Source organism: Psychroflexus salinarum (assembly GCF_042677225.1).
GTDB lineage: Bacteria > Bacteroidota > Bacteroidia > Flavobacteriales > Flavobacteriaceae > Psychroflexus > Psychroflexus salinarum.
Map to the genome: position 1 here is coordinate 647,327 of NZ_JBHTIV010000005.1, position 21,676 is coordinate 669,002.

The following is a 21,676-nucleotide window of genomic DNA, read 5'->3' on the forward strand; positions in this document are numbered from 1 at the left end:
TTGATTAATTTGAAACCTCAGGTTCAATTAGTTCATGATTATTCTAAAAGGATGTTTTAGTCCTTTAAATTCATGAAGTTCAGCTACAAGTGAACCGACGGCTAATTCAGCTTCAATTTTTATAGGAATTTTATTTTCATCTGCAGTCACCCAGAATGTGAGACTTTCACTCTCTTCGAAAACGCGATCTGCCATTACATAAGGCCTAAATTTTAAGCAGGCTATTTCTCCAAATTTAGTATCAAGCGTTTCATAGCCTAAAAATTTAGTCTTGAAATCATAGTTATCGTTATCGAAGAACATATTGATATTAAATTCTTGTCCTACTTCCAAATTATCGATATCAATTGTGTTTCTAAGTTTGTAGAAAGCAGAAAGCATATCTTGTGAGTTAGGTTTCAAATCAAAAGACTCTGTAGTATTATGCTTGAAATCGACAACTTTTACGCGATTGGTATTATGATTAAAAAACAATTCTTTGTGTTTCTTATAACCGCCTTCATTAATATCTCTTATAAATTTTATTGGTTGACCTTCCTTTGTTGTAATATAGGTTTCATATCTATCTCTAACCTTAAAAAACACGTCCAGCAAGCCTACGCTCTTTCCGTTACCAATTACATGAAACACATCTTCGTCACCAAGTTTGGTTTTTTTTATTTCGAGACTGGCTTTGCTGGTATTAAACCAACCGTATTTGATCTTAAAGTCTAGCCATTCGCCTTCTTCATACGCAGATTGGCTAAATCCAGCAAAAGTCAATAAAAAAAATAAAAAGCTGAGTATGAGTTTCATAAATACGTAACGTTTGTTCAAATTTCAATATTATCAATTAACATGCCTTTATTTTATGATGACTTTATAATAATGTCTTTAAAGACTAAAACCTCTCCTGTTGCGGAAGAGGTTTTAGCTTAAATAATAGAAACAGCATGTAATTATAAAGTTCCTCTAAGATCCTGCTCGCGTTCGATGGCTTCAAATAAAGCTTTAAAATTTCCCTTTCCGAAAGATTGTGCGCCCTTACGCTGTATGATTTCAAAAAACATTGTCGGTCTGTCCAGCACTGGTTTTGTGAAAATTTGTAGTAAATAGCCTTCATCGTCGCTATCTATCAATATACCAAGTTCTCTTAGTGGAGCCAAATCTTCATCAATTTCACCTACACGATCCAAAACAGTATCGTAATAAGTTTCAGGAATATTCAAAAATTCAACACCTCTGCGTTGTAATTCACTTACGGTTTCAATAATGTTGTCGGTTGCTACAGCAATATGTTGTACTCCTGCACCATTATAAAAATCGATATATTCCTCAATCTGAGATTTCTTTTTACCTTCCGCGGGCTCATTTATAGGAAATTTTATGCGTCCATTTCCATTGCTCATTACTTTACTCATAAGCGCGGTATAGTCCGTAGAAATATCCTTGTCATCAAAGGAAAGCAGTTGAGCAAATCCCATCACATCCGCATAGAAATCAACCCATTTGTTCATTTCATTCCAGCCCACATTTCCAACCATGTGGTCGATATATTTGAGACCAACGCCTTCAGTTTTGTAGCCTTTAGTCCAGGCTTTATAGCCGGGTAAAAACGGACCTTCATATTCTTTGCGTTCTATGAATAAATGAATGGTTTCTCCGTAAGTATGTATTCCAGAGATTATTGCTTTACCATTATCGTCTTCAATTGTGTACGGCTCAGCATAAGGTTTGGCTCCTCGCTTTACCGTTTCTTCAAAGCTTTTGGTAGCATCATCCACCCATAAAGAGACAAACTTTACTCCATCTCCATGTTCGTTGATGTGTCTGTTGATGTCTCCACCGTCACTCATTGGACTAGTGAGCACCAATCTTATTTTGCCTTGTTGCAATACATAAGAAGTCGTGTCTTTTTTACCTGTCTCGAGACCAGCATAAGCTACAGGTTGGAAGCCCCAGGCAGTCTGGTAGTAATACGCAGCTTGTTTTGCATTTCCAACATAGAGTTCTACGAAATCAGTTCCTAAAATCGGTAAGAAATCTTCCGCTTTAGGGTTTACTTTTTTTAAGTTTTGGCTGGTGGTATCTGTACTCATTGGTTTTAATTTTTAATTCATTTCTTTATTTAGTCCTGCTTTAAGACTACCTTATAAAGTCTAGTGTTGTTCTTTAGCTTCATCTAGTAGTCCAAGTCAAAATACGATCTCCAGAGCTTTGTTCAGCAGGGCTTCCACGTGAATTCCTTGCGCTGACTTCACTTGCTAGCGATCATCTTCTATCCATGACTTGTGATAACTATCATCTGCAATAGCCATGCCTTCTTCTGTAATTTTTAAAGGTTTGAAGGTGTCTACCATCACAGCAAGTTCTTCTGTTTTGGTTTGTCCTATACTTCGTTCTACTGCACCAGGGTGTGGTCCATGTGGAATTCCGGCAGGATGTAGAGAAATATGTCCAGCTTCAATATCATTTCTGCTCATAAAATCTCCATCAACATAATATAAAACCTCATCACTATCTATATTGCTGTGATTGTAAGGTGCTGGTATGCTTTCTGGATGGTAGTCATATAATCTGGGGCAGAAGGAACACACAACAAATGCATCGGTTTCAAACGTTTGATGCACAGGGGGTGGTTGATGTATTCTTCCTGTGATGGGTTCAAAGTCATGAATTGAAAACGCATAAGGATAGTTATAACCATCATAGCCAACCACATCAAATGGGTGTGTGGCATACACCATATCAAACAGCTGATTTTCTTTCTTGACTTTAATCAAGAAATCTCCCTTTTCATCATTGGTTTCCAGCTCATAAGGTTGTCTTAGATCTCTTTCGCAAAATGGTGCATGTTCCAGCAATTGTCCAAAGTGATTTCTGTAGCGTTTCGGCGTGTAAATAGGTCTTCTGGACTCTACAATAAACATGCGATTATCCTCTGTTTCGAAATCAATTTTATAGATAACACCTCTAGGAATGAGAAGGTAGTCACCGTATTCAAAATCAAGATTTCCCAGATGAGTTCTTAGTTTTCCTTTCCCTTTGTGTATAAATAGCAGCTCATCTGCATCTGCATTTTTATAAAAATAGTCCCCTTGAGACTGTGTCGGTGCAGCGAGGATAATGTTCACGTCAGTATTGTGAAGGACTGTTGTTCTACTTTTTAGATAATCGGGTTGAGGCACAGTTTTAAACCCATGAAACCTGTAAGATTTCAAATTCGTATCTACTGCAATCTTTGGAGTAACATCCTTATGGCCCAAAATTTCTTTAACTTGAGTTGGGTGATGTTCATGATAGCTATTGGTTGACATTCCGTCAAAACCAATAGTTCCAAAAAGCTGTTCTCTATATAAAGAGCCATCAGGTTTCTTAAAGACGGTATGTCTTTTATGTGGAATTTTACCAAGTTTATGATAGAAAGGCATGTTTTTTACGATTTTATCAAATATCGTGAAAATAGATGTATTCCTAAACCAAACCTAAAAATAATCTCAATTTGTTGGGCTGTAAATTGCTTTTGATTTTTTTAAAGAAAAATCAAATTAGAACCAGTAACCAATACTTATATACCAGATACTATCATTGGTTTCCGGTGAATAAGAATACTTGAGATCAATGGGGCCGAGGATGGTTTGGGAGCCAAACCCGATTCCATATCCGGAAAAATCCGGAAGACTCAGCCAGTTTCCGCTAGATAGCAAATCGTCTTCTACATTCGCATAATTGGCAGTAAAAATCAAGTGATTTTTTTTGTAAAAGTTATAGTCTACCTGTAAAATACCTTTGATGTATGAGTTGGCAGAAAGCGTGAAAAAATCATAACCCAGGAAATGTCTGAAGTTGTTGATGGTTTGATTTCCAAACCCACCCAAGAAAAAGTTAAGACCTGCCAGCTCTTCGGTTCCCGTTCTAAAACCCAATTCTGAACCAATATAACCAGAAACCTTATCGAAGATAGGTTGTGCAAAACCTACTTCGCCTTTGGCAATAGCAAATTCAGAATAGTCGTCAAAAAAGGGAAAATAAATATTTAATTGACCAGAGAAAAAGTAGCCGGAGCTTGGGTAAAACTTATCGTTTAAGGTGTCAATTCTTAGGTATCCAAAGGTGCTGAATAAATTACTTTTTTCTATTATAGTTTCGGCTTCGTTCACTTCTGGATCTTCAATAAAGGTTTCTGTAGTGGCTTCTAAGAATTTATATTCTGCTCCTATTCCAAATTTAAAATCCTTATTAAGGAAGGTTTCGGCAAAAATCTGATTGGTGAAGTCATCATTTTTTAATCTAACCTGATTCAAATTTAGAGGATTTTGAGTACCTACATTTTGTTGTATAAATTCAAAATTGACATCATCTTCAAACTGGTTGAACCTGGAAGAGATCCCAATACTCCAATAGCGACCTTTATCTATGTAGTAATTGAAATTATACCTAAGGTTATCCCCTATAATGAGATCCAGGGAAGCTACATCATTGGTGAAAAACAAGCTCTTTTGCGTAAGATTCGCCAAGAAACTAGTTTTGTAGAGTTGGTCGTAATGTATACCAAATTTTAACTGAGTATTTTGATCACTCTCATATATATCCAATGTGAGGTCTTGATAATTACCATTTTTAGTTAGTGAGTAATTGATTTTTTGGAAACTTCCTGTTGCAGATAAGTTGTTAAGCCCTGCATTCAATTCTTCGAAGCTAGTTTTTTCAAACGATCCAATTTTTAATTTTCCACGAATATAATTTCTGGGAAAAGTTTCACTACCAATAATGCTTATGTTTCCAATAGAGATGCTATCCTTTACTTTTATAGAAGGACGATTCATTTTTCTGTCTTGAGCCTCAGCCACTTTTCTGAGAGATTCAAATTTTTCCTTTGCTGCGATTTGTCCGTTATCAATTATCTTATCTCCTTGGTCAAAAGAAAGAACAGTGAAGTTTTTGATATCCGGTTTTATATAGATATCTGTTTTTTGGCTTTTTTCTTCAGCAGCTCTAATTGTTCTAAAATTGTTTACCTGAGCTAAAATCTCAAATCCACTTTTTAAATTTTCTCTCTCCCTCAAGTCGTCCTGTACATCTACTCCTATGATGATATCCATTCCTTTAGCTCTAACTTCATCAACAGGAAAATTGTTGAGAACACCTCCATCGGTTAGCATCATATCGTCAATATAAACAGGACTGAACAAGGTAGGGATTGCACCACTAGCACTTAAGGATGTCGCCAAATCACCACTTTCAATTATGATTTCTTTTCCAGTTTCTATGTTCGTTGCAACGCATAAAAAAGGGATAGGAAGTTGAGAGAAATCCTTATCTTTTACATGAGACAAAAGTTGAGCGTAAAGATTATAGACATTTTGACCTTTGGACAATCCAGATGGAAATCTGATTTTGAAATTATCAAAGGGCAGTTTTACAACATAACGTTCAGAGTCTTTTCTTTCATTAAAACTTTTGGACTCACGGGGTAAATCATCCTGAATTAACGTGCCAAAATCAGTTTTTTTAAAAATTGAGTCAAGCTGCTTTGTTGTGTAACCCGATGCGTAGAGACCACCTATAATAGCGCCCATACTTGTTCCACCGATGTAGTCAATTTTAATACCTGCATCTTCAATGATTTTCAAAACTCCTATATGAGCCAATCCTTTAGCCCCGCCACCGCTTAAGACCAAACCAACTTTGATGTCTTTTCCGGATTGTTGTAAACTATCAAGTCTGTTCAGATCCAAATTTTGGCTCCAAACAAATACAGGAAAAAGTAATAGTAAAAAATTAAGTTTCATCTAGATTGTTGTGGTAATGTGTATAAATGAGATTCGCTTTAGAAGTGCCTATAACCTCTTCCAGATCTTTCAGGCTCGCTTTTTTTACTTTAGTTATAGATCTAAAATGTTGCAATAATTCTATAGAAGTTTTTTCACCAATTCCTGTAATTTCTTCTAGTTCTGTGCCTATGGCACTCTTACTTCTTTTGTTTCTATGAAAAGTTATACCAAATCGGTGCGCTTCATTTCTTAGTTGCTGAATGATCTTTAAAGTCTCTGTCTTTTTATCAAGATACAAAGGATATTTATCGCCTGGATAAAACAATTCTTCAAGTCGTTTGGCAATGCCTATGATAGGAATTTTCCCTCTTAAACCTAAACGTTCCAAAGCTGTAACCCCTGAAGATAGCTGACCTTTTCCGCCATCTACAATCACGAGTTGGGGTAACGGCTCATCTTCTTCCAGAAGTCTTCTGTAGCGTCTGTAAACAACCTCTTCCATAGACGCAAAATCGTCTGGTCCTTCTACCGTTTTGATATTGAATTTTCTATAGTCTTTTTTGCTCGGTTTACCGTTTTTGAAGACGACACAGGCAGCAACAGGATTGGAACCCTGAATGTTGGAATTATCGAAACATTCGATATGGCGTGGTTCTTCGCTTAATCTTAAATCTTCTTTCATCTGCGCCATCAAGCGGTTCGTATGCCGGTCTGGATCCACAATTTTCATTTGCTTGAAGCGCTCCATGCGGAAATACTTGGCATTTCGTGTAGAAAGATCTACTATTGCCTTTTTATCACCTAATTTGGGAACAGTAACTCTCACGTTTTCTCCTGCTTTAACTTCAAAAGGGACATAAATTTCTGGAGACATGGATTCAAAACGCTGTCTGATTTCTGTAATACCTAATTCTAAAAGTTCTTCATCCGTCTCATCCAGTTTTTTCTTCATTTCAATGGTATGCGAACGTATGATTGCTCCATGAGACAATTGCATAAAATTGACATAACCATAACCTTCATCACTTACTACAGAAAAAACATCGACATTGCTGATTTTAGGATTAACAACGGTAGATTTGGATTGATATTTTTCTAAAGTATTAATTTTACGCTTTACTTTCTCAGCCTCTTCATACCGCATTTCTTCAGCCAAAGTATGCATCTGATCTCTAAAATCCTTCAGCGAATCTTTTAAATTTCCTTTGACAATATTCCGAATGGCATCAATCTGCTTGAGGTATTCTTCTTCATCTTGATAGTCTTCACAAGGGCCTTTGCAATTGCCCAAATGGTATTCCAAACAGACTTTATATTTCCCCTGATTAATTTTGGCTTGAGACAAATCGTAGTTACACGTCCTAAGTTGGTAAAGTCCTTTAATCAAACCCATAAGTGTTTTTACGGTGCGGACACTGGGGTAGGGACCATAATATTCACTGCCGTCTTTAATAACCTGTCGAGTTAAGAAAACTCTCGGAAATCTTTCTTTTTTTATGCAAAGCCAGGGATAAGTCTTATCATCTCTCAGCATAATGTTGAAGCGTGGCTGGTGTTTTTTGATGAGGTTATTCTCCAGTAACAGCGCATCCATCTCGGAGTCGACCACGATGTGCTTGATGTTCCTGATCTTTTTCACCATCACCCCAATGCGATGACTGTCGTGTTCTCTGTTGAAATAGGAAGACACTCTTTTCTTTAGGTTCTTTGCTTTACCGACATACAAAATCCTGTCATCTTTATCGTAATACTGATATACCCCAGGTTGTTCTGGAAGCGTCTTTACTTGTATGTCTAGGTCTGTGGTTTCCATAAATCAATCTCCCTACAAAGTTAAGGGATATGCGTGAGGATTTATAGAATTTTAAACTTATGAGAAGAGTTTTTAATAAAAATAAAAAACTTTTATTTGACTAGACTTGAAAGCTAAAACATACCAACATAATTCTGAAAATAATAAATTCTTTAATGCAAAATTTTCGAATGCAAAATCTGAAATCTTAAACCAAAACCCGTGTCACTCGCTGAGAGATTCTTGTAATAACTTCGTAAGGGATGGTTTGTTGCTCAATATCAAAATCCAAAACCGTGTGGTTTTTTCCAAACACTTCAACTTCATCACCCTCTTCGCAGTCAATACCTGTCACATTGATCATCAACGTATCCATACAGACATTGCCTACAATTGGAGCTTTTTTCCCGTTGATAAGTACATGGGCTTTTCCATTTCCGAAAATTCTTGAAATTCCATCGGCATAGCCTAAGGGTAAAGTGGCTATTTTAGAGGTTTTTTCGGCCTTGAACTTTCGCTCATAACCTACGCTATCGCCTTTCTGAATAGTTCTAAGCTGAGCAATCACTGTTTTAAGGCTAGCAACCGCTTTTAGCATTTTGTGTTCTGTAGGATTGTTTCCGTAGCCGTACAAAGCAATTCCTGCTCTTACCATATCAAATTCAGCTTCAGGGAAATTCAGGATGCCGCTGGAGTTGCAGATGTGACTTTTAAAAGTATAATTCAGATGCGTTTTAAAATAACTTCTGGCTTCTTCAAATTTTGAAATTTGAGCTTTCGTAAATTCAACTTCATCTTTATTTCCAGAGGCCGCCAGGTGAGAAAACACGCCTGCAACTTTTATTTTTTTCTCAGAATGGATATGTTCTAAAATTGAATCCAGCTCTGTGAGCTCAAAACCAAGTCGGTTAAGTCCTGTATTGATTTTAATATGAATTCCTACAGAATCTACTTGATGATGCTTTAATTCTTGACACAGACCTTCCAGGAAGTGATGTGTATACACACTAGGTGTGAGTTGATAGCCTACAAGATTTTGAATTTCTTCTAGCTGTGGATAAAACACTAAAATTGGAACTTCAACCCCAGCTTTTCGTAATCTTACGCCCTCATCAATATAAGCTACAGCGAGATGTTGAGCTCCCAATTTTACTAAATGCTTTCCAATGATAATGGAGTCTGTCCCGTATGCAGAAGCTTTCACGACTCCCATCATTTTGGTCTTTGGGCTCAGATAACTTTTCAGTAAATTGAAATTTGTTTCCAAAGCACCGAGGTCTATTTCAAGACGGGTTTCTAAAACTTTGGACATCAATCTGCTTTTTTTGGGGTTAGCACTTCAGAATCCTTTACGTCAATATGTTTCACCTTTTCATTGAGCATAGCTTTGAAGTAAGCAGCTCTGCTCAATGGTTCGTACTCATCGGTTTCGCCAAGTAAAACAAGGTCTTCTTTAGTGGACTTTCTAAAGCTATACTGAGCTAAATTTCCAGTTCTGGTACAAACGGCGTGAACCTTGGTCACATACTCTGCAGTAGCCATCAAATTGGGCATCGGTCCAAATGGATTTCCTTTAAAATCCATATCCAATCCAGCCACTATTACTCTCACGCCTCTGTTGGCCAAATCGTTGCAAACCGAGACGATCTCATCGTCAAAAAACTGAGCTTCATCAATACCTACTACATCACAGCTGTCTGCTAAAAGGCGAATATTTGCGGCTGCAGGAACAGGAGTGGAACGGATAGAGTTTTCGTCATGAGAAACCACTTCTTCATCGTCATAGCGACGATCGATTTGTGGCTTAAAGATCTCTACTTTTTGTTTAGCGAATTTTGCACGCTTCAGTCGTCTGATCAATTCTTCCGTTTTTCCGGAAAACATACTTCCACAGATCACTTCGATCCATCCAAATTGCTCTTTATGATTAACAGTGTTTTCGAGAAACATTTTGTAATTTAGGGCGTTAATAAATAGTTTACACTACAGAATAATAAGGCTAAAATTAGCAAAAAATATAGGGTCTTTAAAAAAGAAAATCACAAATATTATGAAGAGAGTCTTAGAAGACGAATTGATAAGTCTAGCCGAACGAATTTTGAAATTAAAAAATAGAGCTGATATTCATCAATTGAAAAAGGAAACCGCTGTACTATATGAGAAGCTGAGTATTTTAGCTTTTGCTGAATTGCATTTTGGAGGCTTAAAATCTGAAGTTTCCAAAAGTGAATTTAAGCAAGTATTTTCAGAACAATTTAGTGACATCGATGAAGAAAGCGGGCACTACAAATCACCAGATGGTATGGATTATAACCCAAATCCTATTTCTGAACCCAATACCGAAAAAATTAAAGATATTGTTTCTCAAATGCCACCAGAATCTGAGCAGGTAGATTTGCTTCTGGCTGAGTTTGAAAAGCTGACTAATAAATCAAAGTCAAGCTCAGAATCAAATTCAGAAGAAAACAAACCAGATAGAGAACCTAAAACTGAAGAGGATAAACCATCGACTGAATCTTCACGTGAAGAGAAAAAACCTTCCTCAGATAAGCATTACCCAACGGAAGATGACTTCAAAAGTTATGGCGTACACTTCGATGATCTGCCAGATTTTGAACCTAAGTCTGAAGAAGAAAATCATTCGACCCCACCAAAACAAGAATATCCTAAAACGAATCCTGAAGTGCCCAAAGAGGAATCAAAGTCTGAGGCACCATCTCCAGATGAGGTTAGGTCTAATTTGAATTCATCTCAGCAAGAAAAAAGATCACTTAATGATAAACTCAAAAGCGGTATCAAAATCGGACTGAACGACAGAATTGCCTTCACCAATCATTTGTTTGGCGGCAGTACAGATGATTATAACCGTGTGCTTTCTCAATTGAATACGATGTCTTCATTCCGGGAAGCAAAACAGTTTATAGAACAACAGATTAAACCAGATTATAACTCCTGGGAGGGAAAAGAAGTTACAGAAGCTAGATTTATGATGATTATTGAACTTAAATTCGAGTAAGCATGTCAAAATTAATTTTGGTACCAACACCTGTTGGTAACCTCGCAGATATGACTTATAGAGCCGTTGAAGTTCTCAAATCTGTTGATGTCATCCTTGCAGAAGATACACGGGTTAGCGGAATTTTGTTGAAACATTATGGTATCGAAACGCCGATGCAAAGTTACCATCAACATAACGAGCACTCGCATACAAGTTCTGTAGTCAAGCAAATCAAAAATGGTAGGGAAACAGCGATAATAACAGACGCAGGCACTCCCGGGATTTCAGATCCTGGATTTTTACTTACAAGAGCTTGTGTTGCAGCTGGAGTAAATATAGAATGTTTGCCAGGTGCTACTGCTTTTGTTCCTGCACTTGTCAACAGCGGTTTACCCAATGATAAATTTGTTTTTGAAGGTTTTCTTCCTGCCAAGAAAGGCAGGCAAAAGCGATTAAAAGCTTTAGCTGAAGAAGATCGGACTATGATATTTTATGAATCGCCCTATAAACTTCTGAAAACGCTTCAGCAGTGTATAGAACATTTTGGTGAAGACCGTCAAGTAAGTATTTCTCGGGAGATTTCTAAACTCTATGAGGAAACAGTTCGCGGAACTTTGACTGAAGTCATAGCTCATTTTGAAACCAAAAAACCAAAGGGAGAATTCGTCATTGTGCTTGCAGGCTCTGGATTAAAAAACTGAGCTTTGATAAATAAAAGCTTTACTTCTTTGTGTTTAAATTAAATTCAAACGACGCATCACCTTTTTGAGCGGAGTAGAAAGGCAATTAGTTCATATTTATTGAACTCAGCTTAAAAGCATAAAAAAAAGCACTCCAATTTTGGAGTGCTTTTAAATAAAAGATCTGTAAGGATAATTATTTTATCTCCGAAACTCTCAACGTATTTACCATACCTTTATCTTCAATAGGCATTGCCGCAAGATTGATAGCAAAGTCCCCTTTTTCAACATACTTTTCAGCTTTTGCAATAGAATTGATGTCATCAATAGTTACATCAGTACTATCAAACTTATCGTAATAAAAAGCTTTGACTCCCCACAACAAACTCAGTTGTGTAAGTATTCGTTTATTGGAAGTAAAGGCCAAAATATGAGAAGCTGGTCTCCAGGCAGAAATTTGAAATGCGGTGTAGCCACTATTGGTCAATGTACAGATAGTACTTGCATCTATTTCATTTGCCATTAAGGCGGCGTGATAGCAAACAGATTTTGTAACATATCTTTTAGTCTTAACATGAGGCGCTTCATGTGGAACTCTTATAAGTGGTGAATTTTCAACACTATGAAGAATTTGAGACATCTTTTGGATGACTTGTACAGGATATTTTCCTACTGAAGTTTCTCCAGATAACATCACAGCATCAGCACCATCCATAACCGAGTTGGCCACATCATTTACCTCAGCCCTTGTTGGCGTAAGGCTGTCGATCATGGTCTCCATCATTTGCGTAGCAATGATAACTGGAATTCTGGCTTGTTTAGCTTTCAAAACAAGTTGTTTCTGAATTAAAGGAACTTCATGTGCCGGGACTTCCACACCAAGATCTCCACGAGCGACCATCAGCCCGTCACAATAGGCGATAATTTCATCGATGTTTTTAACACCTTCAGGTTTTTCAATTTTTGATATAATTGGAATTTTATGTTCGCTGTGTTTACTAATTATTTTCTGAAGTTGTTTTAGATCACTTGCAAACCTTACAAAAGATAATGCAATCCAGTCAACTTTAAGCTCACAGGCAAAAATTGCATCTTCTACATCTTTTTCTGTAAGGGCGGGAAGGGAGATGTTAGTATTTGGAAGGTTTACTCCTTTTCGAGATTTTAGAGGTCCTCCTTGTATGACTTTAGTTTTAACTTCACTTTTTTTATCAGTTTTGACAACTTCAAAAATAAGTTTTCCGTCATCAAGCAGAATTCGTTCTCCTGCTTTTACATCCTGAGGGAAGGTATCATAATTCATGAAAACACGAGTTTTTGTACCTTCAAATTCTTCACCAGTAGCAAAGATGATTTCATCACCTGGCTCTACAATCACCTCATCTTTCATAACTCCTACACGAAGTTTTGGGCCTTGCAAATCGCCAAGAATACCAGCATTGTAGCCGAACTCTTCATTAAGGTCGCGAATCATTTTCACGCGATCTCTCACATCATCATGATCAGCATGCGAAAAGTTGATTCTAAAGATATTTACGCCCGCATCAAGCATGTCTTTTAGGACTTCTTTTTTGCTGGTTGCAGGTCCTAGTGTTGAAACTATTTTTGTTTTCTTTGATGTTTTCATTAGTCTAAAATTAAATTTTCTGGGTGTTTTATTGCATCGCTGTCTATGGTGTACACCATAGAAATTTGATGCATCTTTGTTAGTCTTTGTATAACGAGTTGAGGGTTGAAAATATCAAGCTCGTCTTCTATCTTTAAAAGATAATCTACACGTTTATAGTCTTTTAATAAGAATTCTGTCTTTATGAAATCTTCAGTCCCGAACAAATTTTCAGCGGCTACAAGTTCCTGCTCTATGCTTACTCGATTACAAATTAAATGAGATTTGGTATCCCATTCCATATTATAATAGTCGAAAACTGGAAAACCTATAAGGCGCCCCTTTATTTTAATATCAAGGTCATTTTCCATTCTCTTGAAATTAGCATTAAGAGCAGTATTTATAAGGTAAGCTAGTTTATGGGGTTCCTGCTGAGAATGAATACCAATAAGTTTAAAATCACAAATCTCAAAATCAGATAAACTGAATTTCTTTTTTTTCATGATCATAATTTACAAAAATCATCTCCGTTTTTTGACAGAACTGCATGTAAATATATGAAACAAAACAAGATGCATCAACTCTTGGCTAGCTTAATACAGTTCTAAAAATTAAGAAAACGTTTTCGTGGAAAGAATTTTAGGTATTAATGTGGTTTTGAAATGTAAAATAGGCTCTTTGAGAAGCTTTCTCTTCCGCTCTTTTTTTTGAAGTTTCCCTGGCCTTTCCACAAATTTCATTGTTGATGAATAATTTTACAGAAAAATGCTTCTCTTCATCTTTACCAAAATCATCTTCAATAATATATTCAAACGGGAATTTATTTTTTTGGCACCATTCTATCATTAAACTTTTATAGCTAACCACCCTTTTTTCCAGTTTGGCCAGGTCAACGTCTTTTTGAATAACTTTTTTATAAATAAAAGTTTCGCAGGCCTTGAATCCTTTGTCAACGTAGATAGCGCCTATAAGTGATTCAAACAGATTGCCATTGATGTTTTTCCCAAGCCTTTCTGCAGGTATGCCTGATAGAATTAAGTCTGTAAGGTTAAAACGTTCTCCCAATAAATTAAGGTTTTTACGACTTACAATTTTTGAGCGCATCTTGGTTAGGTAGCCCTCGTCTCCATGGGGTGCATTTTCAAAGAGGTAGGTTGAAATAATAGCTCCAAGGATGGAATCCCCAAGGAACTCCAGGCGTTCGTAACTTATTGTCTGGCCTTCTTCACTTTTCGATTTTAAAGAAATATGCGTAAAAGCTTGTTTGTAAATCGGTAAGCTACTGGGCTTAACTTTTACAATCTTCTGAATTTTTTTAAAAAAAATCCCGTCTCTATGAGAACGGGATTCATTTAGTATATGTTTAAAAAATTTCATTCAAAACAAATAAGCTACTCATCCAACTTTTTGAACGCTACACAGGCATTGTGTCCTCCAAAGCCAAAAGTATTACTCATGGCCACTTTGATCTCTCGTTCCTGAGGTTTATTCAGTGTAAGATTTAGCTCTGAGTCAATATTTTCATCTGCAGTATCATGATTGATGGTTGGGGGGACTAAACTGTTTTGCATAGCAAGTATGGAAGCGATAGCTTCAACAGCTCCCGCTGCACCAAGTAAGTGACCAGTCATGGATTTTGTAGAATTGATATTGATGTTCTTGGCATGTTCACCAAAAACTTTTTTGATTGCTTTCAATTCTGCCACATCTCCAAGAGGAGTAGAAGTACCATGCGTGTTGATAGTATCTACATCTTCAGGTTTTAAGCCAGAATTCTCCAGGCAATTTTTCATTACAGCTATCACGCCAATACCTTCCGGATGCGGAGCAGTCATATGATAAGCATCAGAAGACATTCCTCCTCCAATAACTTCAGCATAGATTTTTGCTCCCCTTGCTTTGGCATGCTCATATTCTTCAAGAATAAGAGCGCCGCCACCTTCGCCTAATACGAAACCATCTCTATTAGCATCAAATGGTCTGGATGCTTTTTCAGGATCATCGTTTCTTGTTGAAAGGGCATGCATGGAGTTGAATCCACCCATACCAGCCTGAGTTACCGCTGCTTCACTTCCTCCAGTTACCATGATGTCGCTGTAGCCTAGACGTATATAGTTTAGGGCATCTATCATTGCATTTGCAGAAGAGGCGCATGCAGAAACTGTAGCATAATTGGGCCCCATAAATCCATGCTTGATGGAGATATTTCCTGGAGCAATATCAGCAATCATTTTTGGAATAAAGAAAGGGTTGAAACGAGGAGTACCATCTCCCTTAGCGAAGTCAATAACTTCGTTTTGGAAAGTTTCCAGTCCACCGATTCCTGCACCCCAAATCACACCAACTCGATATTTGTCTACAACATTAAGATCTACGCCAGAATCCAAGATGGCTTCATCTGAAGCTACTAATGCATACTGTGCAAACCTGTCTAGACGTCTGACTTCTTTTCTGTCGAAATAATCGTTGGCATTAAAGTTTTTTATTTCACAAGCGAATTTTGTTTTGAACAGGCTAGTATCAAAATAGGTAATAGGAGCCGCTCCACTTTTACCGTGTTTAAGGCCTTCCCAATATTCTGATATATTATTTCCAATAGGTGTAAGTGCACCTAATCCAGTAACTACAACTCGCTTTAATTCCATGAAATAAGACTATTTATTTTTTAGCTTCTTCGATATAAGAGACAGCTTGACCTACTGTAGAGATGTTCTCTGCTTGGTCATCAGGTATTTGAATATCAAATTCTTTTTCGAATTCCATGATTAGCTCAACTGTATCCAAAGAATCTGCTCCCAAATCGTTTGTAAAGCTTGCTTCTGTAACAACTTCGTTTTCGTCAACGCCTAACTTATCAACGATAATGGCTTTTACTCTTGATGCAATGTCTGACATGATTATAATTTTTTATGTTTAAATTCAGTGCGCAAAAATATAAAACTTTAGTTTAAAACAAGTTTTAAAGGTGAAAATGTGTTTAAATTTACGTAATTATATTTTATGAATTAGTTTTGAAATTATTTAAGTTTCAAATTCAAATCAATAAAAATGGAAGAATCGAAGTCAAATTCAAAAAAAAAGATAATCGTTTTTGCCTCCGGAAACGGCACAAATGCGATCAATATATATCATTATTTTAGAGATAATGAAGAAATAGAGGTTTCTCATATTTTATCAAACAATAAAAGGTCCAGGGTTTTACGCAGAGCTCACGATCTGGGTATAAAGTGTATACATTTTGAAAAAGATGACCTGTATGATTCACGAACATTGATTGAAGTTATAAAAGACATCAACCCAAGTTTAATAGCATTTGCTGGTTTTCTTTTAAAAGTTCCAGAATCTTTCCTGGCTGCTTTTCCAGATCAAATAGTGAACATTCATCCCTCTTTACTTCCAAAATACGGCGGAGAAGGTATGTATGGTGAGCGCGTTTTCAGAAAAACACTAAAAAATAAAGAAAAAGAAAGTGGTATCACGATACATTATGTAAATGAAGAGTATGATGAGGGAGAAATTATCGCTCAGTTCAAAATTGATTTGGATAGTAATGAAGACTTAAATTCTTTAGAAGAAAAAATTCATAGCCTGGAATATGAACATTACCCTAAAGTTATAGAAAAGCTGTTGTTTTAGTTTATGGCAAAATCCTCTAAGTATTATGTCGTTTGGGAAGGGTATGAACCCGGAATTTATTCATCCTGGAAGGAATGCAAACTGAAAATTCAAAATTATCCAAATGCCAAATACAAATCATTTTCAAGCCTGGAAGAAGCTAAAGATGCTTATGCTATGGGTTTTTTTGGCTATCAAAAACAAAAAAAGCTTATTTCTAAACCTTTATCTACTGAAGGTATTGAATGGAACTCTATTGCTGTAGATGCTGCTTCAAGTGGAAATCCTGGGAAGATGGAGTACAGAGGTGTTGTTACCAAGACTAAACAGGTGTTGTTTCATATGGGGCCTTTTCCTAACGGAACCAATAATATTGGAGAGTTTTTAGCCCTGGTGCATGGCCTGGCTTTTTTGAAGGATAAGAAAAGTGAACTTCCCGTTTATACCGATTCCAGAATTGCGATGTCCTGGATCCGACAGAAAAAATGCAAGACCAAGCTCAGTAAGAATTCAAAAAATGAAAAACTATTTGAATTGATCAAAAGGGCTGAAATCTGGCTTTCAAAAAACACCTTTAAAAATCCTATTCTGAAATGGGAAACCAAAAGCTGGGGTGAGATTCCTGCTGATTTTGGGAGAAAGTAAACTTTTTTTTGAGCTATCTCAGGCTCTAAACAGGTTGAAATCCTAAGTCTATGTGACCTGCTTTAAAAGTAAAATCTAGTCCAATACACTTAAGGGTGTTCCATTAATCGTTTTTGAAAACAAAAGACTAGACAGATATCGTTTTAACTGCTTCATAAACTATTTAAAGTAACCAGAGCCTGTAGCATGAACATCAACATGTGTAAACTATTAAACCTAAAGCTTGGTTTTAAATTTCAACCTCTGTGTCTTTTTAAATAATGTACATTACTTTATAAAACAATGTACATTATTTATTTTTTAATCTACTTTAAATTAAAAGGACCATTTGTTAAGCTCCAAATTTGAAGCCCTTGAAAGCAGGAGGTCTTCTTCATATATTTACAAATGGCTTTGTGGATAAAAAAACAAAAGTCTTCAATTAAAAAGTTTCTTTTCAAGAAGTATAAAATCAAATTCCGCTAAGTCTTTATATGGTTTTTACTCATTGATTTTTATAGGCTTTGAAATAAAACCTTCAGCCGATTAAATTCTTATAGAAAGCCTATATTTGCAAAAAATTAAATTATTGATATGAGCAAATTATTGATTGTAGGGACAGTAGCTTTTGATGCTATTGAAACTCCTTTTGGAAAAACAGATAAAATTCTTGGTGGTGCTGGTACTTTTATAGCCTTAAGTGCTTCTCAGTTTGATGTGGAATCTGGAGTAGTTTCTGTTGTTGGAGATGATTTCCCACAAGATTATTTGGATTTGCTTACTGATAGAAATGTCAATTTAGACGGATTAGAAATCGTCAAGGGAGGTAAAACATTCTTTTGGAGTGGTCGTTATCATAATGATATGAACACAAGAGATACCCTGGATACACAACTGAATGTGTTGGCAGATTTCACTCCAAATGTCCCGGAATATTTTAAGGATTCCGATATCGTAATGCTTGGAAACCTGCACCCGGCTGTTCAGCTGAGTGTCATCGACCAGGTGAAGAATCCAAAATTGATTGTTTTGGATACGATGAATTTCTGGATGGATTCAGAACTTGATTTGCTCAAACAGGTCATTTCTAAAGTGGATGTGATTACCATCAACGACGAAGAAGCAAGACAGCTTTCTGGTGAATATTCGTTAGTCAAAGCAGCCAGAAAAATAAGAGATATGGGACCGGATTATGTGGTGATTAAAAAAGGAGAACACGGTGCTTTGTTGTTTCATAATGAAGAGATGTTCTTTGCGCCAGCACTTCCGCTGGAGGAAGTTTTTGACCCAACAGGAGCCGGAGATACCTTTGCTGGTGGTTTTGTTGGTTATCTGGCCAACTCTAAAGATATTTCTTTCGGAAATATGAAAAATGCGGTGATTTACGGATCGAACTTGGCCTCTTTCTGCGTTGAAAAATTTGGTACAGAAAAGATGTTGGAACTCGATAAATATGAAGTAGATAAGCGTCTTGAAAGCTTTCAGGCGTTAACTCAATTTGAAATAAATTTAGCTTAATACCTAATGCCCTGAAAATTCAGGGCATTTTTATAGAATACAATAATGAGTGAACTGATTAAACACGAATGTGGTATTGCCACACTAAGACTTCTCAAGCCGCTTTCTTTTTATCAAAAGAAATATGGGAGTGCATTTTACGGCATCAACAAGATGTATTTGATGATGGAAAAGCAGCACAACAGAGGTCAGGATGGTGCTGGCTTAGCGAGTGTGAAGCTGGATGTGGAGCCAGGCAACAGATATATAAGTCGGGTTCGTTCCAATGCTGCACAGCCTATACAGGATATTTTTGCTCAGATTAATGAAAGAATCAACACTCAGCTAGAATTGAACCCTGAAATCCTTGATGATATCGATGCGCAGAAGAAAAACCTCCCTTACTTAGGAGAAGTGTTTTTAGGTCATGTGCGTTACGGTACTTTTGGGAAAAACAGTATTGAGAATGTTCATCCGTTTTTGAGACAAAACAACTGGATGCATCGTAATCTTATCGTTGCTGGAAATTTCAATATGACCAATGTCAACGAGCTATTCCAAAATTTAGTGGAGTTAGGTCAGCACCCCAAGGAGAAAGCAGATACGGTGACAGTGATGGAGAAAATAGGCCACTTCCTGGATTCTGAAGTTGGCAAGCTTTATAAGAAACTAAAAAGCGAAGGTTACAACAAAAAAGAAGCTTCTCCTCATATAGTTGAACAACTAAAAGTACACAAAATACTAAGAAAATCATCTAAAGACTGGGATGGTGGGTACGTCATTGCCGGAATGCTGGGTCATGGGGATTCTTTTGTGTTGAGAGATCCTAATGGGATAAGGCCAGCTTACTATTATAAAGATGATGAGGTCGTAGTAGTGGCTTCTGAACGTCCTGTGATACAGACGGCCTTCAATGTCGCTTACGAAGATGTACATGAGCTGATGCCAGGTGAAGCGATCATTACCAAGAAAGACGGTTCGGTTCATTTCAAAACCATACTTAAACCAAGAGAACGTAAAGCCTGTTCTTTCGAACGTATTTATTTTTCCAGAGGCAGTGATGCTGAAATTTATAAAGAACGAAAAAATCTTGGTCGTTTATTGATGCCAGAAGTTTTAAAGGCTATCGACTATGACACCATGAATTCCGTCTTTTCTTACATTCCCAATACCGCGGAAACTTCGTTTTACGGCATGGTAGAAGCGGCTCAGGATGAATTGAACAGACAGAAAAATCAGGCGATCCTTAAAGAAAAAGAAAGTCTGACAGACGAAAGGCTTGCAAATATTCTCAACCTAAGGTTGAGAACTGAAAAAATTGCCGTCAAAGATGTGAAACTTCGCACCTTTATTACAGAAGACAGCAGCAGAGATGACCTGGTTGCTCACGTGTATGATGTGACCTATGGAGTCGTCAAACCAACCGATAATTTAGTCGTGATCGATGACAGTATTGTTCGTGGAACCACACTGAAGAAGAGTATTTTGAAAATGCTTGACCGTTTGTCGCCAAAGAAAATCATTATTGTCTCTTCAGCACCTCAGATTCGCTATCCCGACTGCTACGGCATTGATATGGCCAAACTGGAAGATTTTGTGGCGTTTCAGGCTGCAGTTTCATTGTTAAAAGAGCGTGGCATCTATCAGGAAACTGTGGATGCTGTTTATGATAAGTGTAAAAACCAATCTGAATTTGCTTCACAAGCGGAACAAAATCACGTCAAAGCCATGTACGAGCCATTTACTTACGAAGAAGTTTCAGATCGCATTGCTCAGCTTCTAAGCGATGAGAGCATCTCTTCAGAAGTCAAAGTCATTTATCAAACTGTAGATAAACTCCATGAAGCCTGCCCCAAAAATCTGGGTGACTGGTACTTTACAGGAGACTACCCAACACAAGGAGGCAATAAGGTAGTTAATAAGGCGTTTATGAACTTTTACGAAGGTAAAAACGACAGGGCGTATTAAAATTTACGTCATTTCAACGCAACCTTCGGGTAAGATTTCACATCTACTTAGTGTGAACTATTTCTTAAATTTGGAAAATTAAAATTATCACTAATCAATATCATGCAAAATCATCAAACTCAATCCTCATCAGACGAAATCGACTTAGGTGTTGTTTTCGAAAAAATAAGATCAATTTTCAAATCTATTTTAATTGGGATTGTCCAAATTTTCCAATTTCTCTGGAAGCATAAATTTCAATTGATTGTTCTTGCGGTTTTAGGGCTTGTTCTACAGTTTTATTTATCAAAGCAGTTGAATAAAATTTATACCAATGAGTACTTAGTTAAAACCAACTACGAAAGTACTGAATATTTATACAGTAAAGTTAAGTCTATTAATACTAAGCTCAAATCTGAAGATTCACTTTATCTCAAAGATGTCTTTGGCAAGCAATATGAAAGAGTTGATGAATTGGAAGTGGTGCCTGTGGTGGATGTGTATAATTTGGTCAATAGTTCAGAAGAAAACATGGAAACTTTTGAATTGTTGTTAGATGAATATGGGGGAATATCTTTCTTGGAAGAAGAAATAAACATTAATGAATATCCTACTCACAAATTAAGAGTTTACATAAAAGGGCAAGATGATAATGAAAGCATAGCAAATAATTTATATACTTTTTTGTCTAATAACACTTATTACAATAATTTAAAGCAAATTACTTTAGAAAGTTATAAAGAACAGTTATACGAAAATAAAGCAATTAGAACTCAAATTGATAGTATTGTTCAAGAGCAAAAAAGTAGTGGTACTTCGCCGAAATTAGATAATAGTGGTGTAACTTTTACAGTTAGTCAAGATTTAAATGAGTTATTAGTACAAAAGAAGGAGTTATTGTCCAATGATTTGTTTTTAAGAAACCGTATATCTTCAGAGGATGAGGTTTTAAAGATAATAGACTCTTCTTTTCGAGTTTTGAGTAAAAAACATAATATTTCATTATTTGTTATCCCTATATCTTTATTAATCTTATACTCATTTTTCTTTTTTTTTAAATACTTAAGTAGAAATATTTCAAGATTTGTGAAAAAGGATTAGTTTTTAATGCACCTAGTTTAATAGTTTATTCTGCTTTTTAAAAGATTTTAATTTCTGAATTAA

General features: G+C 36.4%; 19 protein-coding genes. 7 read left to right on the plus strand and 12 right to left on the minus strand.

Features of this window, described 5'->3' with window-relative positions:
* Positions 1 to 27: 27 nt before the first annotated feature.
* The 7 genes from ACFQ0R_RS05105 to ACFQ0R_RS05135 form a co-directional block, all read right to left on the minus strand.
* Positions 28 to 795: a DUF3108 domain-containing protein gene (locus tag ACFQ0R_RS05105; protein ID WP_379657298.1), complete on the minus strand. Its 768-nt coding sequence runs from the start codon at positions 793 to 795 to the stop codon at positions 28 to 30.
* Positions 796 to 938: 143 nt separating this feature from the next.
* Complete coding sequence (hppD, locus tag ACFQ0R_RS05110) at positions 939 to 2,078, minus strand: 4-hydroxyphenylpyruvate dioxygenase (RefSeq protein WP_379657299.1); 1,140 nt, start codon at positions 2,076 to 2,078, stop codon at positions 939 to 941.
* 165 nt (positions 2,079 to 2,243) lie between these two features.
* Positions 2,244 to 3,410 carry a homogentisate 1,2-dioxygenase gene (locus tag ACFQ0R_RS05115; protein WP_379657300.1) on the minus strand — a complete coding sequence of 389 codons (1,167 nt, stop codon included), beginning with the start codon at positions 3,408 to 3,410 and terminating at the stop codon, positions 2,244 to 2,246.
* A gap of 117 nt (positions 3,411 to 3,527) precedes the next feature.
* The gene (locus ACFQ0R_RS05120) at positions 3,528 to 5,771 is read right to left on the minus strand and encodes a patatin-like phospholipase family protein (RefSeq protein WP_379657301.1); all 2,244 of its coding nucleotides are present in this window, start codon (positions 5,769 to 5,771) and stop codon (positions 3,528 to 3,530) included.
* Positions 5,761 to 7,566, minus strand: coding sequence for an excinuclease ABC subunit UvrC (gene uvrC / locus ACFQ0R_RS05125; protein ID WP_379657302.1), 1,806 nt, complete (start codon positions 7,564 to 7,566; stop codon positions 5,761 to 5,763). The genes ACFQ0R_RS05120 and uvrC overlap by 11 nt, the downstream gene beginning before the upstream one ends.
* Positions 7,567 to 7,753: 187 nt before the next feature.
* Positions 7,754 to 8,857: an alanine racemase gene (gene alr, locus ACFQ0R_RS05130; RefSeq protein WP_379657303.1), complete on the minus strand. Its 1,104-nt coding sequence runs from the start codon at positions 8,855 to 8,857 to the stop codon at positions 7,754 to 7,756.
* Positions 8,857 to 9,495 (minus strand): thymidine kinase, encoded by a 639-nt coding sequence (locus ACFQ0R_RS05135; protein ID WP_379657304.1) that lies wholly within the window; start codon positions 9,493 to 9,495, stop codon positions 8,857 to 8,859. The genes alr and ACFQ0R_RS05135 overlap by 1 nt, the downstream gene beginning before the upstream one ends.
* 100 nt (positions 9,496 to 9,595) lie before the next feature.
* Here ACFQ0R_RS05135 and ACFQ0R_RS05140 point away from each other — a divergent pair, with 100 nt between their 5' ends.
* Both ACFQ0R_RS05140 and rsmI read left to right on the plus strand, forming a co-directional pair.
* Positions 9,596 to 10,561 carry a hypothetical protein gene (locus tag ACFQ0R_RS05140; protein ID WP_379657305.1) on the plus strand — a complete coding sequence of 322 codons (966 nt, stop codon included), beginning with the start codon at positions 9,596 to 9,598 and terminating at the stop codon, positions 10,559 to 10,561.
* A gap of 2 nt (positions 10,562 to 10,563) precedes the next feature.
* Positions 10,564 to 11,244, plus strand: a complete 681-nt coding sequence (gene rsmI / locus ACFQ0R_RS05145; RefSeq protein WP_379657306.1) for a 16S rRNA (cytidine(1402)-2'-O)-methyltransferase — start codon at positions 10,564 to 10,566, stop codon at positions 11,242 to 11,244.
* Between the two features lie 175 nt (positions 11,245 to 11,419).
* On the opposite strand, the gene pyk is transcribed toward rsmI, so the two are convergent.
* The 5 genes from pyk to ACFQ0R_RS05170 form a co-directional block, all read right to left on the minus strand.
* Positions 11,420 to 12,850 carry a pyruvate kinase gene (gene pyk, locus ACFQ0R_RS05150; RefSeq protein ID WP_379657307.1) on the minus strand — a complete coding sequence of 477 codons (1,431 nt, stop codon included), beginning with the start codon at positions 12,848 to 12,850 and terminating at the stop codon, positions 11,420 to 11,422.
* Positions 12,850 to 13,332, minus strand: a complete 483-nt coding sequence (locus ACFQ0R_RS05155) for an IPExxxVDY family protein (RefSeq protein WP_379657308.1) — start codon at positions 13,330 to 13,332, stop codon at positions 12,850 to 12,852. Before ACFQ0R_RS05155 ends, pyk begins: the two co-directional genes overlap by 1 nt.
* A 136-nt stretch (positions 13,333 to 13,468) precedes the next feature.
* On the minus strand, positions 13,469 to 14,206 hold the full coding sequence (gene rnc / locus ACFQ0R_RS05160) for a ribonuclease III (RefSeq protein WP_379657309.1): 738 nt from the start codon (positions 14,204 to 14,206) through the stop codon (positions 13,469 to 13,471).
* Positions 14,207 to 14,220: 14 nt separating this feature from the next.
* Positions 14,221 to 15,474 carry a beta-ketoacyl-ACP synthase II gene (fabF, locus tag ACFQ0R_RS05165; RefSeq protein ID WP_379657310.1) on the minus strand — a complete coding sequence of 418 codons (1,254 nt, stop codon included), beginning with the start codon at positions 15,472 to 15,474 and terminating at the stop codon, positions 14,221 to 14,223.
* Between the two features lie 13 nt (positions 15,475 to 15,487).
* Positions 15,488 to 15,724: an acyl carrier protein gene (locus tag ACFQ0R_RS05170; RefSeq protein WP_093364943.1), complete on the minus strand. Its 237-nt coding sequence runs from the start codon at positions 15,722 to 15,724 to the stop codon at positions 15,488 to 15,490.
* 153 nt (positions 15,725 to 15,877) lie between these two features.
* Here ACFQ0R_RS05170 and purN point away from each other — a divergent pair, with 153 nt between their 5' ends.
* The 5 genes from purN (at position 15,878) to ACFQ0R_RS05195 (ending at position 21,613) form a co-directional block, all read left to right on the plus strand.
* Positions 15,878 to 16,465 carry a phosphoribosylglycinamide formyltransferase gene (purN, locus tag ACFQ0R_RS05175; protein WP_379657311.1) on the plus strand — a complete coding sequence of 196 codons (588 nt, stop codon included), beginning with the start codon at positions 15,878 to 15,880 and terminating at the stop codon, positions 16,463 to 16,465.
* 3 nt (positions 16,466 to 16,468) lie between these two features.
* Positions 16,469 to 17,089 (plus strand): ribonuclease H1 domain-containing protein, encoded by a 621-nt coding sequence (locus ACFQ0R_RS05180; protein WP_379657312.1) that lies wholly within the window; start codon positions 16,469 to 16,471, stop codon positions 17,087 to 17,089.
* A 573-nt stretch (positions 17,090 to 17,662) separates the two neighbouring features.
* Complete coding sequence (locus ACFQ0R_RS05185; protein ID WP_379657313.1) at positions 17,663 to 18,586, plus strand: PfkB family carbohydrate kinase; 924 nt, start codon at positions 17,663 to 17,665, stop codon at positions 18,584 to 18,586.
* A 45-nt stretch (positions 18,587 to 18,631) separates the two neighbouring features.
* Positions 18,632 to 20,533, plus strand: coding sequence for an amidophosphoribosyltransferase (locus ACFQ0R_RS05190; RefSeq protein WP_379657314.1), 1,902 nt, complete (start codon positions 18,632 to 18,634; stop codon positions 20,531 to 20,533).
* Between the two features lie 102 nt (positions 20,534 to 20,635).
* Positions 20,636 to 21,613 carry a hypothetical protein gene (locus ACFQ0R_RS05195; RefSeq protein ID WP_379657315.1) on the plus strand — a complete coding sequence of 326 codons (978 nt, stop codon included), beginning with the start codon at positions 20,636 to 20,638 and terminating at the stop codon, positions 21,611 to 21,613.
* Positions 21,614 to 21,676 lie beyond the last annotated feature (63 nt).

Excerpts from the sequence above, each read along its gene's own strand:
- rsmI (WP_379657306.1), top strand. The coding sequence starts at position 10,564 with ATGTCAAAATTAATTTTGGTACCAACACCTGTTGGTAACCTCGCAGAT.
- ACFQ0R_RS05170 (WP_093364943.1), bottom strand. The coding sequence starts at position 15,724 with ATGTCAGACATTGCATCAAGAGTAAAAGCCATTATCGTTGATAAGTTA.
- ACFQ0R_RS05135 (WP_379657304.1), bottom strand. The coding sequence starts at position 9,495 with ATGTTTCTCGAAAACACTGTTAATCATAAAGAGCAATTTGGATGGATC.
- ACFQ0R_RS05140 (WP_379657305.1), top strand. The coding sequence starts at position 9,596 with ATGAAGAGAGTCTTAGAAGACGAATTGATAAGTCTAGCCGAACGAATT.
- ACFQ0R_RS05155 (WP_379657308.1), bottom strand. The coding sequence starts at position 13,332 with ATGAAAAAAAAGAAATTCAGTTTATCTGATTTTGAGATTTGTGATTTT.
- ACFQ0R_RS05115 (WP_379657300.1), bottom strand. The coding sequence starts at position 3,410 with ATGCCTTTCTATCATAAACTTGGTAAAATTCCACATAAAAGACATACC.
- alr (WP_379657303.1), bottom strand. The coding sequence starts at position 8,857 with ATGTCCAAAGTTTTAGAAACCCGTCTTGAAATAGACCTCGGTGCTTTG.
- hppD (WP_379657299.1), bottom strand. The coding sequence starts at position 2,078 with ATGAGTACAGATACCACCAGCCAAAACTTAAAAAAAGTAAACCCTAAA.
- ACFQ0R_RS05180 (WP_379657312.1), top strand. The coding sequence starts at position 16,469 with ATGGCAAAATCCTCTAAGTATTATGTCGTTTGGGAAGGGTATGAACCC.
- pyk (WP_379657307.1), bottom strand. The coding sequence starts at position 12,850 with ATGAAAACATCAAAGAAAACAAAAATAGTTTCAACACTAGGACCTGCA.
- ACFQ0R_RS05190 (WP_379657314.1), top strand. The coding sequence starts at position 18,632 with ATGAGTGAACTGATTAAACACGAATGTGGTATTGCCACACTAAGACTT.
- uvrC (WP_379657302.1), bottom strand. The coding sequence starts at position 7,566 with ATGGAAACCACAGACCTAGACATACAAGTAAAGACGCTTCCAGAACAA.
- fabF (WP_379657310.1), bottom strand. The coding sequence starts at position 15,474 with ATGGAATTAAAGCGAGTTGTAGTTACTGGATTAGGTGCACTTACACCT.
- ACFQ0R_RS05185 (WP_379657313.1), top strand. The coding sequence starts at position 17,663 with ATGAGCAAATTATTGATTGTAGGGACAGTAGCTTTTGATGCTATTGAA.
- ACFQ0R_RS05120 (WP_379657301.1), bottom strand. The coding sequence starts at position 5,771 with ATGAAACTTAATTTTTTACTATTACTTTTTCCTGTATTTGTTTGGAGC.
- rnc (WP_379657309.1), bottom strand. The coding sequence starts at position 14,206 with ATGAAATTTTTTAAACATATACTAAATGAATCCCGTTCTCATAGAGAC.
- ACFQ0R_RS05105 (WP_379657298.1), bottom strand. The coding sequence starts at position 795 with ATGAAACTCATACTCAGCTTTTTATTTTTTTTATTGACTTTTGCTGGA.
- ACFQ0R_RS05195 (WP_379657315.1), top strand. The coding sequence starts at position 20,636 with ATGCAAAATCATCAAACTCAATCCTCATCAGACGAAATCGACTTAGGT.
- purN (WP_379657311.1), top strand. The coding sequence starts at position 15,878 with ATGGAAGAATCGAAGTCAAATTCAAAAAAAAAGATAATCGTTTTTGCC.